The following is a 16,673-nucleotide window of genomic DNA, read 5'->3' on the forward strand; positions in this document are numbered from 1 at the left end:
GGATTGACTCTGACTTGTTGAGTCAGAATCGGATTGACTTTGACTAGTTGATTGCGAATCGGATTGACTTTGACTTGTTGAGTCAGAATCAGATTGACTTTGACTAGTTGAATCGCTGCCTGACTCACTACTTGAGTTTGGATCCTTCTCATACTTAACATTAATATTCTTATCAGTTGGGACAGTTGTTGAAGTCGAGTCTCCTTCAGCAATTACCTTTTGACTTGGGTCAACCAATACATAACCCGGTACATCAGGTGAAGTTACCTCTGGATATGGCGTATCAGCTGTGTATACTCCTGTTGTGGTTGTTCCATCTTCTGCAACTAGGCCTGCGGCTGCAAGATCCGATCCAGTCGTTGTGTGATCACCAGTGGTTAAATCAACTTGACCCGTCCAAGTTGTCCCATTTGTAACGGTTTTAGAAACCTCATTACCATTTTCATCCGTATAAGTAATGGTTTCCGTGGTATCAATATGGACTGTTTCAATATCATGGATCAAGTAAATATAGTAATCCCCTGTTTCACCATCGACAAAGACGGTTGCGCCCTGCCCCCCGACTTGAATGTAATACTCGGGAATTCCTGGAATGGTAAGTGTATCGCTAGCATTACCAGAAGTTGTAAAGTTGTCCCCTGTTAACTCTGGAGCGTTGGCATAGTCATCAGGATCAAAGGTGCCATCCCAATCGTTTTGAACGTCAACGTAGTGTACGTTAATTTGGGAGTCGCTAATCAGATCTGACATTTTAATTCCAAGAGAAGACCCCAAACTCGATGGATTAAATGTATTAGACTTGCTTGGGGTAATATATATATACCCATTGATACTATTTTTATTAATAGTATCCGCAAATTTAAAGAAGTCAGAACCTTTAAACGTTAACGTCGATTTATTAAGATCAGAAGCTAACATGGTAAAGGTACTACCGTTACTGGTGTACGATAAGAAATATCGGACATAAGTATTGGGATCACTATAAGGAGCGTTCCATACAACTTTAATAGTACTGTTAGAGTTAATTTTTCCAGTGCTATTATTGACATACAGATAACCTAGGCCACCATTTTCGACCTGCGACCATCCCGTTTTATCAATGGCCGGATCGTTGGAGGTATACCAAGCGTTCACCGTTTGGTTATCACTACCCACAACAACAGTCTGAGCAGCTGGCGCAGAATTAATATTTTTATTTGCAGTATCCTTTGATGGAATAACGGTTAACCGATCACCCACATTTAAGCCGGTGATTGCTTGACCATAAGTCCCATTTTGGGCCTTTCCACCATTAACCGTGTAGGTAAACTGCGTCCCATCGCTCACATTAGCAGTAACCGTAACTGATCCACCAGCAGCCTTAGCCTTACTCTTAGTTTTACTCTTACTGGTTGTCTTCTTAGCCGTTTGGTCAGTAGCTGATGAGGACTTAGCATCTGACTTTGGCTTCGAAGCAGCTGAGGAATCACTACTGCTTGAGCCTGGCTTTACAGCACTGCTGCTGGTAGCTGAACTAGAACTAGATGGTGTTGCAGCGCTGCTTTCAGCACTTGAGCTGGCACTCGAAGACGTCGTAGCGTTACTTTCAGCACTTGAGCTGGCGCTGGAAGAGTTCGTCGCGTTGCTTTCAGCGCTTGAGCTGGCACTCGATGATGTCGTCGCACTACTTTCAGCACTTGAGCTGGCATTCGAGGTGCTTGATGCGGCACTGCTAGCTGCTTTAGAGCTAGCACTTGAAGTAGTAGCCGTCTTTGTAGCATCTGAACTCGCACTAATAGCGCTTGTTGCGTTGTCAGCTGCTTGAGCAGAGTCAGCGTCGCTAGCAGCACTGGACTTGTCGTTCGTGAACTTAGCGACCACACCGTTGTCCGTCCCGTAACTAGAAATCGCATTAATCAGTGAAGTCCGTGGCGATGTCGAATCATCCCGGCTAACGGTTAAGGCATTTCCGTTAACTCCTGCGGATTCCCCGGAGTTTAAGTAAGATGATAAATCACTCTGCGGGTTCTTGTTAGAACTTGAACTTTGGCTGGTAGCCGAAGACTTCAGAGCTGAGCTAGCACTAGAGCTGCTTGTCTGGGTTGAGCTAGATTTAGCAGCACTGGACTTAGCTGAACTGCTAGAGGTCTTGCTTGCCGAAGACTTTGCGGCACCGCTGCTAGTCTTCGATGAACTGCTAGAAGACTTTGCTGAGCTGCTGGCTGATTTTGCACTGGAGCTGCTTGATGAAGAAGCCGAACTCGAGGTTGCGGCTGAACTCGTGGCTTTCGCCTTGCTAGTCTTAGTTGAATCAGACGAAGCAGATGAGGCCGAGGTCTTAAGTGCCGAGGACTTACTCGTCGAACTAGCGGATGAACTCGTAGTAGACGAAGCAGTACTCTTAGTACTTGCTGAACTGTCGGTGGTTGATGTAGCTGGAATACTAGTGGACTGCTGGTTCGCCAGTACTTTACTGGTGACCTCTTTACTAGCGTTTGAAGCATCTGACGATGAATTTGAGGATGTGGTAGACGAAGCGGCTTTCGCTGAAGTCGTTACTCCGCCCAGAGCCCCCATTAAGCCCCCAAACATCGCAATTCCGGCATATACCCAATTTTTCCCGTCTTTATACATTTTATAATGCTCTTGGGCATTATTACGGAAAAGACTCCGGTAATGACGTATATTCTTATGTCCCAATGTCTTAAAATCCTCCTTATGAAATCTTTTATGGTCATTAAAGTTTAAACCCTTAATCATCAGTGTAAACTTTAATTAAAAGCAGCTTAAATCATCGTGATTGTGCTACTTCAACCTATACTAGGTTACCTCATCCAATGTATTGTTCATAGTGTGTTTTATCGAAGATTTTAAAATTGTACCGGCATTAAGACACGAATAACCGACTGTCCTAAATGCGGGACAGTCGGTTATTTAATTTGAATCATTCAGTTGAATATTAGCTTAATTGAGTTTGCCAATAGGCAGTCTCACCCTCGGGAATCACATCTTGATACCGTTCAATATAACCCCACAAATTTTGCCGGACGCGGTCAGACTCCTCGCCATTCTCAGCGTGAAAGCTGGCTAACAGGGTGTCAATAATTTGATTCGTATAGGTTGTTAAATAATGAGCTTCTGCTAGCACACTCATAAGACTGCCTAATAAGTGGACTGCCCGTCGTGTGCGCCGGTTAGCCTCCAGGGTATAGGCAAGGTCAATGGTAAATCCGATGAGGGCTTCCCGCATACTGTGCTTCTCAGTGACCACATGACGAATCAACCATAGTTCTAAGTCAGAAGTATCCGGAAAAAGGCTGAGGTCGCTTAGTTCCGTATGGATCTGAAGTAAAATGACGGTCAAAATTACGTCAAAAAGCGTCAGATTCTGAATCTCATTTTCTTCATCCGTCAATCGGCTTAACTCAACACTGTAATCTTGATGGAGATGTCTTTTTTGGTAGAGCTGATACAGCAACCGGACGTTACGGTATGGATTAGCCTTGCCCTCAGTCTCATCATGTTTTTGGAGTTCGTGATCTAGTTGCCGCTTGTGATCGGAGAGTTTTCCCTTCCCCTCCCAGTAATCCAATAAGCTTAATGCTTGGATGGGTTCACTGGTGCCGGGTTCAAGAAAGTCCCAGAATTCATCATTAGAGATACCGAACATCTTCTTCATCCCGAAGACGTACTCAGCTGGCAGGTCAATCTCATAGTTTAGCCAGCGGTAATACCGGGTTTTACTAAGCTGAATCTGTTCTTCAATGACCCGGACCGGAATGTTTTTGGCTTTTCGGACGTTATCTAGTCGTTCTCTATCAATCCCGACAGCAAATGTCACCGTCATCGGGAAGTTCTCCGATGCATAAAATTCAGCTATCATCCGATTAACCCCAAGACTGATCACATTAACTACCCCCATCCCATTACGGACATTAGACCAAAGATAAATCCTGCCAGCACGACGAGTGCCATCACAATCGAAACGGTCATTTGAATATGCTTATAGGGATTTTCCTCTTCCTGCGGCATAAACAATTTGTCTTCTTCTTTTTTAAAGCGTTTTTCGATATCTTTATCTAAGTCTTTTTTTCCGCTCATTTCATCGCCTTCTAGTCGGTCTGGCTATCCAATACTTCGGCCTTATCTAGCGGAATGTTTTGGAAGGCCAGTTGATTATAAGCTCCTTCGTCCATATAGACTTTACTAATCGTTTTATTCTCATCCGTTAAGATGTTTAGTAGGTACCCCTTCACCTGGTTATTATCGTCTAGCGGGCTCTCATCCAAGTAATAGGAGTTCGTTGAAGCGGCTTGCTGCAGTGCCGTTAGTTCAACTCCCAAGTAAGAAATATTAACGTTATCCGTCTTTTTAACAATCTTTGCGACCTGATCAATGTAAAAATCATTCAAAGTGTCGTACCGGTTTAAAACCCGGTGGGTAACAGGGCTTTCCACAGTGACCAGATTAATGAGTCCCTCGTAAAAGTAGAACCGAAGCACGGGTTTACCGCTGTTATTCATAAAATCAATTCGTTCTGCTTTATCCCGACTGTACCAAATTCGTGAGAATAGATTGCCATCCGTAGCGTATTCCTCAATAAAGTCCCGGGTTTTATCCGGATTATAATAGGTTACGCTCTTCACGTGCCGCCGGGTTCCCCCGTAAAGCTGAACGGTACCGATCTCAACACCGTCCTTAATAATTGAGATCGACCGATCGCCATTCATGAAAATCTCAGACCCTTTTACCGTTGGAATGCGGTTGAAAAATAATGTGGTATCGGGATCGTACGTCCGCTTAGTGACCACATCAATCACGTTAATGCCCTTTACGTGTTGACTTTGAAGCAGACCAGAAAAGTTAGGGGTCGGTGCTAATGACAGAACCCGGGTCTTAGGCTTTTGCAGCCGTTCTTGCTGGTGCTTCCAATTATCAGTATCTGGTTGAATTAAACGTACTAACTCATAGTCCATTGATCAGCGCCTCCCATTTATCAGCAATGACATGATCTTGGTAATTTGCGGTTGACTGACGCGTATGCTTTTGAAGTTCCGTATAGTTGTCGTGGGCTTTAATGATCCCCTTGGCTAACTCGGCAACATCGTAATCTTGGTCGTCCCGCTTAAAGTCGACTAGAACCCCATTTTCATCCTCGTGAATTAACTCAAGTGCCCCAAATCGAGCGTCAAAAGTAATTACAGGCAGGTCGGCATTTAACGCTTCGATGTAAGTTAGACCGAATCCTTCTGAGAATGACGCTGAAATAAAGGCATCGTACTGCGGGTAAATTTCGTTTGGATGGTTGGTGTGCCCCATTAAGTGAATGTAATCTTCGGCATCTAAATCCTTAATCGTTTGGGTGAGCTTGCCTAATTGGCTGCCCTGGCCGTAGATATCAAGTGAAACATCAATGGACTTCTTAGCCTCTGCAACCGCCTTAATAGCAATATCAATGTGTTTCTCATCGGCTAACCGGGATACCGTGACCAGCTTGAAGGCACCCTCTAACTTCTTTTCTTTTCCACCGGTAACATCCTGATTTCGGACCCCGCCCACTGGAATTGCGGTAATTTTCTGATCACTTTCAGGAAAATCCTTCAATAAGTCTTGGCGCTGCATTTCTGTGGCTACCACTAACCGGTCAATTTCATCTAAGTGGGTCAACGAGTATTCGTAGTGGTTATTCCATAAGGGATCCGTTGGAATTTTCCGATCTGATAAATGATCAGCATGGATGACTTCCATCACATGAACCCCCTTAGGCTTGTGATATAGCAAAGCGGCCTCAGATTCTTCACCTCGGTCAAGCATGAAGTTCGCCGGTGTCCCAAAGTGGGCCACTAACCGTTGAAAGAAGAATCGTTGCAGCTGCACTTCGTTGGGAAAGAATAATTGATCCCCAGATTCATCAAAGTTATACAGGTGAACATTATGTAAAATTCGACCACGCCGGGGATCTAAGGTATATTCGTATTCGACTTTCATTTCATCCGTTTGGGCGTTAAAGACTTGGACCCGAGAAATGCTAACCAAAAGATTATCCTTACCGGGCTCGTCATTCGGGTACTTTACCATATGCCGTTCAATTCGGATTCCAGATGAAGTGACATTGTCAACCCGGTGCTGAGTATTAGTTGAATCAAGAATGACCTCTTCCTTAGCCTTCATAATTTGGGGAGCACCATCATCTAAGTATGATTCACCAAAAACAAAATACTCCCACATATTAATAACCTGTTCTGGCCGAATATTCCAGTGATCCATTGCTTCATGCAAATTCTTTGTCATTTCAACAAAGACATACTTATACGGGATTTTTTTAGCGTCAAAGAGTTTAGCACGATAAAATTCGGCATGTTCCACACCTGAATTGCCAATCCCCATAGTTCGGTTAACAAAAAAATTCATTCTTCACTCACTCCTTCTTGGTCTATCGTCTGCAGCGACACGGGTTTTAGTAAGTTCTGCCGGGATTTTGGATTATCCTCAATTAATCTCTGTTGAAGGGTAGTTGGACTTACTTCAACGGGGAGATGACTCATCTCAACCTGTTGGAGCAGTTCCTGGATTGGCCGACCAGGCAGCCGCTTGCGAATATCCCCAATCACTAACGAAACCTTTTGGTAGAGGCTAGTTGAATCATCTAAGTAGTCATCCACGGTTATATAATATGTTGGAACCTTCACCTTCATGGCCAGCATAACCCCGTTGCGCTGCTGCTTTTGAAAGATAATCTGGTACCCCGATCGATTAATTTTCTTTGGCGCAACTAAGTAAATTCGTTGTGCCATATTGCAGAAAAAATCCACGTCATTGGCAGGCTCAACGGCATTAATCACTAATCCTTGAAAGACTAATTTTTCATGATCAATATTCATTAATCCAATGGTGTAGTCGGCTGCCTTCTTAGGCAACGTAAAGTTACCTTCTACTCCCTTGAACGTATCCACGCTTTCTCTGTCCCCCAGATGATCCGTGTAGGTAATCTGAAAGTAAATACCATCATGCGGCGTGACTGAGCCGATAAATTGAAAATGATACTGTTGGTTATGCCGTAAGATAGGCAGGCTGGGCGACTGTCGGTTTGCCGGAAAGAAGGGCTTCGATTCCCAACTATGGAGGGCTAGCCCTGGCGGTAGCATCGGAGCCGAATAATCAACCTGGCCCGATAGCCGGTAGTCAACAATGGCCCCAAAGTTATTGGTCATATTTAATTCCCGCGGCCAGGTTAAGATAACTAAATCGTGCATGCTAACTTCCTCCTATCGTCCAAATTCCTGCTTTAAGATCAACCGGTAGCAAGCCCGGAAATACTGGTTCACATCGCCAGCCTGATCGGTCTGCCTCCCGATAAATCCCTTATGCAAAAGCCGAACGCCAGGGTACCGGCCTCGCAGGTTTGCTTGCAGCTGACTAAAGGCCTCACCGTCGTAATCGTCCTGCATCATGTAGCCCACGGCAAAGATGGTGTTTTCAAAGTGACCCTGGTTAAAGACGGACCAAAACCGGTCATTCAAATTATCTACCCCAGCGACCGTATTGGTCCTGCCTAAGCTAATCATCATATCGAGTGACGTTGCGAACTCTCGAACCGGCCGTTTAACCCGTTCGTTGCGCGCAATCGAGCCGATATTAGTTAGGGGCTTAGAGACAATAATGGCCCGGGGATTAAGTCGGGCACCATAATATAACGCAGTAAATGCGCCTAAAGACGTACCGGACATAATCAGATCGTCAGGCGCAAACCCCAGCTTGTCTAAAGTATCCTGAATGACTGTAATAATTGCCTTTTCATATTCCTCTGACCCTAAGTAAAACTCGCCACCCTCAAGACGGGGATCATCAAAAAGCAGGTAGGGTGATTTGAAGCTATTCATCATGAAGAAGCCCTCAAACCCCTCCTGCCGGTACCCAGCGAAGTAGACATTTAGCGGCGGCTTCATGTCCCCGGGATTGAAGTAGGTCACAAATTCTTCCCCCCGATGGGTTGGATCAGCGTGAGTTTCCCCACCAACAAAAAACTCACCATATGGGCCCCGGTCCATACGAAAATGGACGGATCCTAGGGAGATGTGTCCCGTTCCCTTCGCTAACATTGTCAGGTAAATAAAGCTATCCTCTTTTGGACTCGCAAACGTCAATAAGTCATCCGGATCATCCCGCCGAAACGTATGGGTTTCACTAGGTCCCGATAACGGCACTAGTGTCACTTGAAATTCGACTTCGACACCGTCTGACGTTGCAATTTCGGGGTAAAATTTTTGGGTCCGCTGGTCATGGGTTGCAAAAGTTTCCTTCCACTCCACTAACTGGGTCAACTCGGTGCCGTAATTACCGTCAAATTCTAATGAATGGTGGCCATCTTGGTGAAAGTCCCCCTTAAATCTGGGGTTGATTTTGACGCTATTCAGAGCTAAATGATCCCCATACTGACCACCCAAAAAATTGTCATTAATTAACTTGCCGAGCTCAGCTGGGGTAATATCGGGTGCCACTAAATGAGCGCCCTTCAACTCAAAAATTTTCAGTTGGTCATCATTCAAGTCGCCGGCTAGGGGCGACTGGTAAATCAAGGTATGGGCCGGAAGCTGATCTAACATGTTGGCATCCATCCAAAGTTCAGAATCCTTTGGGACAAAGCAGACCGCAAACGTCAACCTAGGATAGATTTGTCCGTCCGGAAAGGCCTCCAGCGTGTTGTACTCCTGCGTTAAGGGATCGAGTTGAGCCTCTTCATACGTCGGATGATCTGCATCAGCGAAGGTAATATAGTCATACGTAAAGAGATCGGGATCTAAATAGGGCGCTAAATCTAGCTTTGCTCCACCCATTTGTACCACACTAGTGATGATCGCCATACGTCCATACCTCCTTTAATTTCGCTACTTGATCCTCCACCAAGTTTTCGTTCGTTAACCGGACGTTAGCAATTAAGCTGATATTCCAGTCGTTAAGGTGATTTAAAAACCGATCAAGAACGGGCTTTAAGTCCGCCGGTGACTCTCTGATGGCCCCATTTTGCTTTACAACATAGCCATTTCCATGTTGAACAATTTGAGGAATCCCCACACTAATTGCTTCCACCTGTAAAAACAAATTCGTTTTGGCACTCAAATCGAGTAAAATACGGGCCGCATGCAAGTTCTTAACGTAGTCGCTCTGACTCGGCCCCACCACCCAATTAAATCGCTCAAATAATTGAGCATAACCATTTAGCTGATCCCAATTAGGCAGGGTTCGAAGGTGAGCATACATCAGCATATCCGCTTTGTAGATTCGGTGAAGCCGCTGACGCTCCAAAAAGTCCTGTAATTGGCGGGCCTCCTTAGAATCTGGATCAATATGAAATACCGATTTCGCAATCCCCTTTAATACGTCTTCTACAAAGTGAACCTTATCCCAATTATCAAAGTCAGCTAGAATCGCCCAATCTTCGTTATTGACCAACCAGTTAGCGAGATAACCGGCAATTTCCGTGACCCGTTCACTATTTTCGTCCCCCACGTGCCAGTCAATAATCATTTGAGCCTCGTCATTACTCATCCCAAAGCTTAACTCAGCCGGATAAGGGGAGATTGGCGCAATATTCAGTTCGGGAGCAAACATTCGTTGCCGCTTGGAGAACCGGATCCAGCGATCCTTGATGGCATCCGACGGCGCAATTAAGATCGGAAAATCCAAGAAATCAGCCGTTAATTCCTGTCCCACGGAGAGAGCCACTTGATGATCCTTCATTAACCCTTGGGCGATGGGTTTTAAATTTAGACTGTCACTCATGATAAACCGATCTTCCGGGTCAATCCGGCGCAACGTGGCATCAATCAGGAGATCATCTAAGCTTGCGTAGTGGGTTTTTGCGGCCGGGTCTTTGGGCGCTAAAACGTCTACTTCGCCCTTTTCATCTACGTGATATAATAATCGGCCGTTATCGTTGTACCATCGTTGTTCTGTAATATTTCCGTAGGTATCAACCATTTTTTCGTTCGATTTAAAGCCCCGATCATCAAACAATTCGATTTTAGCAGCCTGACCAGCAACTAGATGCTCAACCACGGAAAGTTGGCCTGAGTCTCCCACACTGGCAATGGCTTGAATCTGATCGTTTTTCAATTGCAGGACATTTTGTGCCGTATACACTTCTTGAGTATCAGCCGGCCAATTTAAATCATCCACGTTATATGGCAAACCCGCGGTACGAGTTACCTGCTGAATAACATCAAACATGTTCACTAACGGTGTTTCCGTCAGATCATACTGATGCAACAAATACCGCAGCTGCGGAATCGATTGTAAAATCAATAGCCGGAAGGGCTCATGCTGCTGTGTGAGCATCCAGGCATAATTCATAATTGGATCATATTCTAATTGATTATTGGCCGACCAATCGGGCACAAGATATAACATGGGCTGACCTCCCTTCTAGAACAATCGATACTGGTTCTTATAGTAATAAGCAAAAAACTCTCGAATAATATTGTCGAAAATTAAGACGACAATCATGAGCATCCCCACGTAAAACGCCAAGTTGGCATACACTGGGTAGGCTAACCCGATTAATAACGGGGTTGCAGCAACTAAAACTAAGAAACTGTTATTGATAAAAATCATTCCCAGAAACTTACTGGTTATGTATTTTTCCGTTGGCACTCCAGGCGTAATGTTATAGATGTAGTCCCCGGACTTTTGCAAATTTCTAGCAATTTCCACCGGATTAAAGTAGAGAAAGCTAAATCCGTAACCCAGCAGAATGACAATTAAACAGTACATGCCAATCCCCGGAATCGTACTAAATGAGAACAAATCGGCTAAGATCGGGTGATCATCTGCGTTAAAGAAGTACTTTGGAATATTAAAGACCGACATCGCAAACATAAATGGCATCGCACCGGATGGCAACAATTTGAGTGGAATGTAAGAATCCGCTACCTTAGTATCAATTCCAGTCCGTTCAACGGGAATTCGGTATTCCGCTAAGTTCAGGTATATCAGTAATGCAATGAAAATTAAGGTTCCTAAAGCAAACCAAATTACGTGGGGCATCTCTAAAAAGTAATTTGCCGATGTTCCGGGCATACTCCCTAGGGATGCCGGTAAGTTCTGGACGAATCCCGGTAAAATCATCACGGTTGCTCCGCCGACCCCTAAATCCGTAATACAGTTAGCTAACCAAGAGGACAACATGGAACCCGCCACTAAAATCACAACGTAAATCCAAAAGTAGCGGGAGTAAATGGTCGGTGGAATAACCCCCTTCATACTTTTCATTGAGATGACCAACTCCACCGCCTGCACCCCCGCAAAAAGGAGGGTAAAACAATTCTGGGCAAACCCCATTTGGGCGGCTGATAAGCGGTCTAATGCCCGCCCCGCTAACAGGGTAAAGGCCTGCCACAGAATCATAGCTGACATGTAGGGACCTAACCCCAACGATAGGAGGGTTGGAACCGTCAGCTGTCCACCGATAGATGCGGAGAGAAAGTGAACGGCGAAGTTATTATTTTTAAGTGCAATGGCGTTATCAATATTAACGCCCGGCAGATAAATGTTACGACCAATCTCCATCACAATCAGGATGAAAATAGTCCAACCAATTTTTTTCAATAGTTCTTTATTTTTCATAATCGCCTTATTTCACCCTCCGAATCTTTATGGGAAATTCATTTTAACCGTGCCGTCTTTTTGCCGATACAACTTAGACAACATCAAATTGCGAAGAACCGTTTCCCACATATTCTGTCGCATGATTCGAAACGACTGCCGAGCTTCCTTTTGGTATTCATATAACGGTTCATGACCAGCCGATGAGCGTTCGCCCGTCACCGTCTTCAATTGCTGCAAATTATCCACCTGTTCAATCCAGCTTGCATCAATGGCCTTGATAAAGGCTACTTTCACAAAGTAGAGGAACTGATCATGCTCCTCAAATTCACCTTGTCGGGCCAACAGATCGTTCCACGCCTTGTCAAATAACTGTTGCTTCAACTCGCGAACCGGTAATGAGGCATCAAGCTGCAGGTCTGACAATTGTTCAACATTATTATCAATAAAATCCACTAGGTCTCCCGGTGTCGGCTTGGGATGCTCGATGAAAAAACTATCGATAGCATGCCGGATGGTTGTTTGGGTTAACTCAGATAGATCCGTCTGATCCATAATTTCATTCCGGGTGTCATAAATCATATTCCGCTGAATCCGCATAATTTCATCGTATTCCAACGTATTCCGGCGGCCTGACCGCTTGCTATTTTCCGCACTTTTCTGAGCCGAATTGATAATCCGTTTGGCGCTCCGTTGCGTTAAGGGATTCCCTAATGGTCGTTTGCCATCTCGCTGAGATCGACGCAGCTGCTGCCACATAAGCCGAATTCGCTTAGGGGCGTGTCGAATGACCACGTCATCTTCTAATGAGACATAGAAAATACTTTCCCCTGGCGAACCTTGACGGCCTGCCCGTCCCCGAAGCTGATTATCAATTCGGGCACTTTCCATCCGTTCCGTTCCTAAGATGAAGAGTCCGCCCAGTTCCTCAACGCCTTCACCCAGCTTAATATCGGTTCCCCGACCAGCCATGGACGTTGCTACAGTAACCACCTTTTTTTGCCCTGCTTCCGCAACAATTCGAGCTTCCTTCGCAGCACTCCCAGCATTCAGCAGGTTATGGGGAATCCCCTCCCGAATTAGAACGCGGGAGTAAAGTTCAGACATCGTAATGGACCCCGTCTCAATTAAGATGGGCCGACCAGCTTCATACGCCTTTTTCACCACATCGACGGACGCTTCAATTTTTTCCTCGTTAGAGACAAACAACTGGTCCTTTAAATCATCCCGAATCGTTGGTTTATGCGTTGGAATTACAAAGGTATCTAAGTTATAGGTTTCCGCAAATTCAGCGGCATCCGTCTTAGCGGTTCCTGACATTCCGCTTAATTTATGGAACATCCGGAACAGGTTTTGATAAGTAATGGAAGCCATCGCCCGGGTTTCAACCGAAACGTTAACCCCTTCCTTGGCTTCCAGCCCTTGGTGCATCCCAGATTGGAGTTTGGTCCCGGTCATTAGACGACCGTTGGTACGATCAAGCAAGACGACTTCCTTATCAGATACCACATAGTCGCGCCCCTTTAGATACAGAAAGTTCGCTTTGAGGGCGATTTCTAAGTGCCGGTAAAGATCATGCCACTCCTCGGACAACACGTTATCTATCCCGAAGTAATGTTCAGCATGTTTTAAGCCTTCTTCCGTGTACCAGACGTTCTGCATATCGTCACTGAGTTGATAATCCACCTTTTTGGTCAGTAATTTAACAAATTGATCGGTTGTAACAAATAAATCAGATTTCACTCGGGGGGAGCCAGAAATCACTAATGGTGTAGCTGCCATATCTAATAGAATGGCATCAATTTCGTCAATTAACGCAAACCCAAATTGGTGTAAGTACTGTTTTTCACGGGAAGCGGCTAAGTTGTCTAGCAGGTAGTCAAACCCAATCGCACTATTCGTCGTGTAAACAATGTCGCTATCATAAATCCGCTTCTTTTCGCTTTCCGCATTTTCCTGTCCCATTTCCGGGACGCCACTCGCAACGGTCAATCCCATCCATTCGTACACGCGGCCGATATCTTCGGCATCCCGCCGCGCTAGGTATTCGTTAGCGGTAATTAAGAAGTTGCCGGGACCAGTCAGCCCGTTCAAATACATCGGCATCGTTGCCGTCAGGGTCTTCCCTTCCCCGGTCTTCATTTCTGCGATACTTCCAATATGAAGCACAATCCCGCCTAAAATTTGTTCGTAGTAGGGCCGCAATCCCAATACCCGAAAGTCGGCTTCGCAAATGGCGGCAAAGGCTTCGGGCATTAGCGCCGTTAAGGAGCGTCCCTTTTGTATTTCATTGCGAAAGTACTGGGTTTGAGCCTGCAGGTCTTCGTCGGACATCGCTTGATATTTCGGGGCCAATTTTTCAATTCGGTTGGCAATCCGCCGGTATTTATGTAATTTCATACTATCAAAAACTGTCACAGAAATGCCTCCCAAATAATTTCAACCGCCTTATTCTTCGACGTGAAGCCCACCTGTCCGGATAATCGCCTCAGATTCCAACAATAACCGCTTCGTAAAGTAGCCCGTCCGAAGCAGCTGAGCAAAATTTTGGACCCGTTTTTGCAAGTCCCGGAGCTCATCATCATTAATTCCTTGAAGTAACGGCTTAATTTCATCCAACGAATTAATTCCAAACCCAATGCCATTTTCAGTGAGCAGCTTAGCAATGGCGGATTCACGCCATGCAATCACGGGCAGCCCACGGGCCAGATACATTCCGACCTTATAGGGATTGTTATACCGGGTATACTCACCATACATATCACCAGTATCCCAAGCTAACCCAAAGCAGCTCGGCAACCGGCGCATCACTTCCGGCTCCTTAAAAACTCCTCGGTATTCAACATTTTCACTAATTTCAGAATCGTCGTTATAGTCCCGCCGTTCTCCATAAGCAATCAGGGTCATCTCCTGATTCCACGTGCTCAAGAGATCCGATTTGATAAAGGATCCCGCCATCACCACGTCCCGTGTCAAAGGTTCCTCGTGGACTGGCGTTTCCGAGAGATAATCCCAACAGCGATGAAGGACAATCGGTTTGGTAACCCCCATTTCCCGCATCTTATCCCGTTGAGGGGCATTGGCCGCGATCACTACGTCCGCCGAGTTGTAATACCCGATTTCATCGTAGCCTTTATCCCCAAACCGTAAAATTTCAAAATCATGGACCATCATAATAATATGAACACCCCGACCCTTTAAGCGCCGAGCAAACTCAAAGTCAAATCTTGTGCCGCTATATGTAGGATATTGGTAGACCAATATATCTCCGTTATAGATCCCGCTAGTCATCCCATCAATTCGGGCATCCATCGCAACATCATCCTCAGTACTACTGTCGTACCGCTGAAGGTTTAGATATTCGTATCCCATTTCGTGTGCGTTATCCGCAAAGTCATTCCGCGATTTAGCTAGTGCATTCACCGTGTCTGGTTCAAAAACTCGTGCAACCCATCTTCTCATGTTTATATCCCTTCATTAACTTTTTTTAACCAGGATTCTGGCGAAATAATTCCCGGTTTTTCCGTCACCTGCCGACCATGGTAAAGTCGATCAGGAAAATATTGGTATGCTACTTGATTGAGCTGCTGACTAGTAATTTTCCGGGTATTGATAAGTTCCAACAACGTACTAATCCACTCCAGCAGCATAGGCCGCCACCCAATCATGAGGTTAAAATCTAATTGTTGAACCAAATTATCCGAATCAGCCGTTAAAGCAATCATACTCAGTGCATCATCCACATAGAGGGTGTTCTTTTCGATTGCATCTAATTGCAAGGAGAGATTTTGATAATCATCCAAAGCGATAACAACTTGCGTCATATTTGGATGATCGATTAAAAAGGTATAGAGGCTTTGCCAACTAATTTTAACGGTTAAGTCCAGATCTAACGCCCGGTAAGTTAGCTGGGCCGTCTCAGCAAAGTTTTCCAGCCGGGCATTCGGCTGCTGACTCACATCCAGAAGTACCGGGCCAGCTAATTCATCCGTGGCTTCCGGTTGCCGAATCACCCGCTGATTTAAATTCTCATCGATAACGGGTTCATATGAAAAAGTATCCGAACTATCCTTTACCGTCATCACCACGCGATGTTCTTGGACTTGTGGCAGCGATAACTGCATAACGATTTCATTTTCTGAATTCAGCAACTGAATTTGATTTTCAGTCGTATAACGCCAGCTCGTCATCTTGGGTTGCTCCAACATCATTGATTCCGTCGTCAGTTCACCCGATGCTAAAAAAATTAGGGCGAGGATTCCGTCTTGGCTCCCTGTGCGAACAAAATGATCGTCATTCTGCCTAAAAAGCCAATGATGTCCACCCAATTGTTCACTTACTTGCTGATTATCCAATTCATTCACCTCTAATCACACTTAAACCATGCTGACGAATCTAGTTGGTTAAATCCCCAGATGGTGGACACTAACCGACCATGAATGGTTCGAGCAGCAAAGTATCGGTGGATCAAGTCGTTAAACACAATTTGATCAAACGGGAGTGTTCCATCAGTCTGGTATTTTAGCTGCATGACCAGGCTTAAAAATTCAAACACCACTGACCGGTCCCCTACCACCAGTGCTGACGATAAAGCCTGTTGCTGCAAAATTTGTCTCAGCCGTTGCTGCATTTCCACGGGCAATTCGGTCTGGACGGGTAAATCTGCAACTGACTGAAGTTGATCCGCCACGTAAAGGAGATTAGGGTCAAGGTGTTCAAAGGGATCATTGACTAAGCGGACCGATCCTGAGTCAACAATGGCAACGTGCTGCAGTTCGGGATGCTGGGCAACAAACCAATAAGCCCATTCCCATTTACGCCACGATGACTCCACTAATTGCCCCTTTTGGACGTATAGACCCGGTAATTCAGCAATTCCGTTTAAATTTGTTTTCACATATACCGGCAACATGTTGCGGGAGGCCTCTAAGGCAAACGCCGCAATGTTTTCTCGTACCGTCACTGCCTGATCTGTCTGTTCAAGCGGAACGGTTTGGTAGTCCAAGAAGATATCGTTTTGAACTGCCATATGAGCCTCAAAATACACGGGTGCATGTGAAAGTTCAAAAATCGAGTGCATATTCATGTTAAAT

At 45.3% G+C, this 16,673-nt stretch carries 13 protein-coding genes; all 13 read right to left on the reverse strand.

The features are described 5' to 3' along the window. The coding region (locus DCM90_RS06485; RefSeq protein ID WP_165815239.1) for a KxYKxGKxW signal peptide domain-containing protein at window positions 1–2,679 on the reverse strand (2,679 nt) is incomplete at its 3' end. Between the two features lie 259 nt (window positions 2,680–2,938). Then, the gene (locus tag DCM90_RS06490) at window positions 2,939–3,862 is read right to left on the reverse strand and encodes a hypothetical protein (protein ID WP_133244325.1); all 924 of its coding nucleotides are present in this window, start codon (window positions 3,860–3,862) and stop codon (window positions 2,939–2,941) included. Window positions 3,863–3,891: 29 nt separating this feature from the next. Further along, window positions 3,892–4,080 carry a hypothetical protein gene (locus tag DCM90_RS06495; protein WP_109250560.1) on the reverse strand — a complete coding sequence of 63 codons (189 nt, stop codon included), beginning with the start codon at window positions 4,078–4,080 and terminating at the stop codon, window positions 3,892–3,894. 11 nt (window positions 4,081–4,091) lie between these two features. After that, on the reverse strand, window positions 4,092–4,955 hold the full coding sequence (locus tag DCM90_RS06500) for a hypothetical protein (RefSeq protein ID WP_109250561.1): 864 nt from the start codon (window positions 4,953–4,955) through the stop codon (window positions 4,092–4,094). Then, entirely contained in the window at window positions 4,945–6,390 is a 1,446-nt protein-coding gene (locus tag DCM90_RS06505; protein WP_109250562.1) for a glycosyltransferase, read from the reverse strand. Before DCM90_RS06505 ends, DCM90_RS06500 begins: the two co-directional genes overlap by 11 nt. Further along, the gene (gene asp3 / locus DCM90_RS06510; RefSeq protein ID WP_109250563.1) at window positions 6,387–7,232 is read right to left on the reverse strand and encodes an accessory Sec system protein Asp3; all 846 of its coding nucleotides are present in this window, start codon (window positions 7,230–7,232) and stop codon (window positions 6,387–6,389) included. The genes DCM90_RS06505 and asp3 overlap by 4 nt, the downstream gene beginning before the upstream one ends. A 12-nt stretch (window positions 7,233–7,244) precedes the next feature. Further along, on the reverse strand, window positions 7,245–8,840 hold the full coding sequence (asp2, locus tag DCM90_RS06515) for an accessory Sec system protein Asp2 (protein ID WP_109250564.1): 1,596 nt from the start codon (window positions 8,838–8,840) through the stop codon (window positions 7,245–7,247). Beyond that, window positions 8,824–10,386 carry an accessory Sec system glycosyltransferase Asp1 gene (asp1, locus tag DCM90_RS06520; RefSeq protein ID WP_109250565.1) on the reverse strand — a complete coding sequence of 521 codons (1,563 nt, stop codon included), beginning with the start codon at window positions 10,384–10,386 and terminating at the stop codon, window positions 8,824–8,826. The genes asp2 and asp1 overlap by 17 nt, the downstream gene beginning before the upstream one ends. A 15-nt stretch (window positions 10,387–10,401) precedes the next feature. Further along, on the reverse strand, window positions 10,402–11,601 hold the full coding sequence (locus DCM90_RS06525) for an accessory Sec system protein translocase subunit SecY2 (RefSeq protein ID WP_109250566.1): 1,200 nt from the start codon (window positions 11,599–11,601) through the stop codon (window positions 10,402–10,404). 27 nt (window positions 11,602–11,628) lie between these two features. Then, on the reverse strand, window positions 11,629–13,998 hold the full coding sequence (gene secA2, locus DCM90_RS06530; RefSeq protein ID WP_306419292.1) for an accessory Sec system translocase SecA2: 2,370 nt from the start codon (window positions 13,996–13,998) through the stop codon (window positions 11,629–11,631). A 30-nt stretch (window positions 13,999–14,028) separates the two neighbouring features. Further along, complete coding sequence (locus DCM90_RS06535) at window positions 14,029–15,042, reverse strand: glycosyltransferase (protein WP_109250567.1); 1,014 nt, start codon at window positions 15,040–15,042, stop codon at window positions 14,029–14,031. A gap of 2 nt (window positions 15,043–15,044) precedes the next feature. Next, a complete protein-coding gene (locus DCM90_RS06540) occupies window positions 15,045–15,935 on the reverse strand; it encodes a hypothetical protein (RefSeq protein ID WP_109250568.1) in 891 nt (296 codons plus the stop codon). A gap of 11 nt (window positions 15,936–15,946) precedes the next feature. Beyond that, a complete protein-coding gene (locus DCM90_RS06545) occupies window positions 15,947–16,666 on the reverse strand; it encodes a hypothetical protein (protein ID WP_109250569.1) in 720 nt (239 codons plus the stop codon). Between the last annotated feature and the right edge of the window lie 7 nt (window positions 16,667–16,673).

Origin of the sequence: Levilactobacillus bambusae (assembly GCF_003124125.1) — a bacterium.
Lineage (GTDB): Bacteria > Bacillota > Bacilli > Lactobacillales > Lactobacillaceae > Levilactobacillus > Levilactobacillus bambusae.